2 protein-coding genes are annotated in these 4147 nt (G+C 56.2%); both read right to left on the bottom strand.

The features are described from left to right. Positions 1-2 precede the first annotated feature (2 nt). Entirely contained in the window at positions 3-1805 is a 1803-nt protein-coding gene (gene ftsH, locus ACWVCN_RS05775) for an ATP-dependent zinc metalloprotease FtsH (RefSeq protein WP_455244586.1), read from the bottom strand. Positions 1806-1845: 40 nt separating this feature from the next. Next, positions 1846-4147, bottom strand: a 2302-nt coding sequence (locus ACWVCN_RS05770; RefSeq protein WP_455244585.1) for a phosphoketolase family protein, incomplete at its 5' end; no start/stop codon positions are given.

Below are 4147 nucleotides of genomic sequence, written 5' to 3'. Positions count from 1 at the left end.
GTTCATCCCTTGTCCATGATCGCTTTCAACTCAGCTCCGGTGATGACCTCTCGTTCCAAGAGCATTTTGGCGCCTTCTATCAGCACCGCCTTCTTTTCACTAAGCAACCGTCTGACCCGCTCATACTGCTCGTCGACAATCCGCCGGATTTCGCAATCGATTTCCCTGGCAGTCTCTTCCGAGTAATCGCCTTTCTCCTGAGAAATCTGGATCTGCATAAACTGCGGCTGCCGCTCTCGCTCCAAAGTAATGGTTCCCAGCTTCTCACTCATTCCGTAGGCTTTGACCATGCTCTTGGCGATATCGGTCGCCTTCACCAGATCGTTTTGTGCGCCGGTTGACGATTCTCCGAAGATGAGCTCCTCTGCAATACGCCCACCCAGCAACACCGCTACCTTGTTTTCCAGCTCGGATTTCGTCATGAGGAACCGGTCCTCAGTCGGCAGTTGCAGCGTGTAGCCGAGAGCCGCGATCCCGCGCGGAATAATAGAAATCTTTTGCACCTGATCGGCCCCGGGAACAGACATAGCGACGAGCGCATGGCCTGTTTCGTGGTAGGCCACACGCTCCTTCTCCATTTTGTTCAGGACCCGATTTTTCTTTTCCAGCCCCGCGATGACCCGTTCGACCGCTTCCTGCAGCTCCGACGTCCCCACCTGATCCTTGCCGCGGCGCACCGCGAGCAACGTCGCTTCGTTGATAACGTTGGCCAGATCGGCTCCGGAAAATCCCGGCGTCATCCCGGCGATCGCGTCAAGATCGACATCGGGACCCAACATCACCTTTTTGGCATGCACCTGCAAAATAGCCAGACGTCCATTTTTATCCGGACGGTCGACTAACACGTGACGATCAAAACGACCGGCTCGCAGGAGCGCCGGATCGAGAATCTCCGGCCTGTTGGTCGCCGCCATCAAAATGACGCCGATTCTGGGATCGAATCCGTCCATCTCGACGAGCAACTGATTCAGGGTCTGTTCCCGCTCTTCGTGAGCCATAGGCCCCATACCCCTCGCCTTTCCCAGAGCATCCAGTTCATCGATAAAGATGATGCAGGGCGCTTTGAGCTTCGCCTGCTCGAACAGATCACGCACGCGTGCCGCACCGACTCCGACGAACATTTCCACGAACTCGGAGCCGCTGATGCTGAAAAACGGCACGGCTGCTTCACCGGCTACAGCTCGGGCCAACAGCGTTTTCCCGGTTCCCGGAGGCCCGACCAGCAATATACCTTTCGGGATTCTCCCTCCCAACTTCGTGAACTTGTCCGGCGTCCTGAGGAACTCGATCACTTCCCGTAATTCTTCTTTTGCTTCATCGACGCCGGCGACATCGGCAAAGGTCACCTTGATATCCTTTTCCATGTAGATCTTCGCCTTGGATTGCCCCACCTGCATGAAGCCGCCCTGAGCCTGACCGATGCGGCGGAAGATAAAGGCCCAAATCGCGACGAACACGACGATCGGCAGCACCCACGAGAGAATGTCACGCCAGAATGTCGTCTCGATCACGCCGGTGATCTTCACCTTCTGTTCCGTGAGTTCGCTCGTCAGGGTCGGATCTTCCACGCGAACTGTTTGAAAGGGTTTGGGTTCTATCGCGTCGCCATCCGGCTTCAACATCCCCCGGATCGTTTGGCTCGTGATGGAGACTTCCGCCACCTTGCCTGCGGCCACCATCGCTTTAAATTCGCTGTACGGGATCTCTTCGACCTTGTTGATCGCCGCGAAAAAGCTCTGGATCAGAAGGAATGCCCAGATGGCAAGAAACACGTACCAGATGGAGAAGGAGACTTTTTTGTTCATCGGTGCAGCTCCCTTCACGAAACGTGCGGCTCTGAGCCTTTTATCGCCGCACTCCGGTCCATTTCCAGTCTCGAATGTCCGGCATGTCCTCCCCGTGCTCGGCAACGTATCGCTTGTGCTCGATGCGTTTGTCCCGAATCGCCTGCCTGACGTAGTCCGCTCGGGACCCGCGCAAGGGAATGCGGTCGATCACGTCGGCCACAAGATGGAAGCGGTCAAGATCATTCATGACCGCCATATCGAACGGCGTCGTCGTCGTGCCTTCTTCCTTGTACCCACGCACATGGAGATTCTTATGATTGGTCCGCCGATACGTCAGTCGATGAATCAGCCAGGGATAGCCATGAAAGGCAAAAATGATCGGCTTGTCCGTCGTAAACAGGGAATCGAACGCCTGGTCGCTCAAGCCGTTAGGGTGCTCGCGCGGGGGTTGCAGCTTCATCAAATCCACGACGTTGACTACACGGACTTTAACATCAGGTAGATGCTCCCGCAAATACGACACCGCCGCGAGCGTTTCCATCGTTGGCACATCCCCGCAACAGGCCATCACCACGTCCGGTTCACTGTCCTTATCATTGCTCGCCCACTCCCAAATGCCGATGCCGGCGGTACAGTGCGTGATCGCCGCCTCCATGTCGAGCCATTGTGGAGCAGGCTGCTTGCCCGCCACGATCACATTCACTTGATTGCGGCTCCGTAAGCACCGGTCGGTCACCCATAATAATGTATTGGCATCGGGAGGCAGGTAGACCCTGATCACCTCCGCTTTCTTATTGACGACATGATCGATGAAGCCGGGGTCTTGATGGCTGAACCCGTTATGATCCTGCCTCCATACATGCGAGCTCAACAGGTAGTTCAACGATGCGATCGGACGACGCCAGGGGATATGGTTCGTCACCTTCAACCACTTGGCATGTTGATTGAACATTGAATCGATGATGTGAATGAACGCCTCATAACAGGAGAAGAAACCGTGCCGGCCGGTCAAGAGATAACCTTCCAGCCACCCCTGGCATTGATGCTCACTGAGCATCTCCATCACCCGGCCGTCCGGAGCAAGGTGGTCGTCGTACGGATAACGGTCCGCCATCCAGGCACGATTGGTTACCTCCAGCGCATCCTGCCAACGATTTGAGTTATTCTCGTCCGGGCTGAAGAGACGGAAGTTACGGTTCGGCATATTCAGTTTCATCGTATCCCGCAGGAAAGCGCCCATCAGACGAGTAGACTCGGCTTCGCATGTGCCTGGTTTCGCAACGCTTACGGCATAGTCGCGGTAGTCCGGTAGACGCAAATCTTTGAGCAGGAGCCCGCCGTTGGCGTGAAGATTCGCGCTCATCCGCCGCGTTCCCTCGGGAGCCAGTTCGGCCAATTCGGCCTTAAATCCTCCGGCCTTATCAAAGAGTTGCTCAGGCTTGTAGCTCTTCATCCATTGTTCGAGAATCTTAATGTGTCCCGGGTTGTCCATGTCGCTCATCGGCACCTGATGAGAGCGCCAGTAATCTTCCGTGCGTTTGCCATCGATCTGTTTCGGGCCGGTCCAGCCTTTTGGTGTCCGCAGCACGATCATGGGCCAAACAGGTCGCGACTTCGCTCCATCTCGCCGCGCGGCTGCTTTGATACGCTGGATTTCTTTCACAACGGCATCGAGGGTCCGGGCCATAAGTTGATGCATCTTCTGCGGATCGTGGCCTTCGACGAAATAGGGGAGATAGCCGTAGCCGCGGAAGAGATGATCCAGTTCCTCGCGGCTGATACGGGCCAGAACCGTGGGGTTTGCGATTTTGTATCCGTTTAAATGAAGGATGGGCAGGACGACGCCGTCGGCGACCGGATTGAGAAATTTATTGGAATGCCAGCTCGTCGCTAACGGACCGGTTTCCGCCTCACCGTCACCGACCACGCAAGCCGCGATCAGGTCCGGGTTGTCGAAGACGGCCCCGTAGGCATGCGACAGTGCGTATCCCAACTCGCCGCCTTCATGGATAGAGCCGGGTGTTTCCGGAGCCACGTGGCTCGGAATACCCCCCGGGAATGAAAACTGTTTGAAGAGTTTTTTCATCCCCTCTTCATCCTCCGAAATATTCGGATAGACTTCGCTATAGGTTCCTTCGAGATAGGCATTCGCCACCACTCCGGGTCCACCGTGGCCGGGACCGGTGATGTAGATCATGTCCAGGTCGTGTTTCTTGATGATGCGGTTCAGGTGGACGTAGAGAAAGTTCAGCCCGGGCGTCGTGCCCCAGTGCCCGAGAAGTCGCGGTTTGATGTGCTTGAGCGTCAGGGGCTCCTTCAGCAGCGGATTGTCCAGGAGGTAGATCTGCCCCACGGACAGG

It is taken from the genome of Petrachloros mirabilis (genome assembly GCF_975968855.1).
Note: the sequence above shows the minus strand (reverse complement) of the source record. Positions and strands in the feature narration are given on the sequence as shown.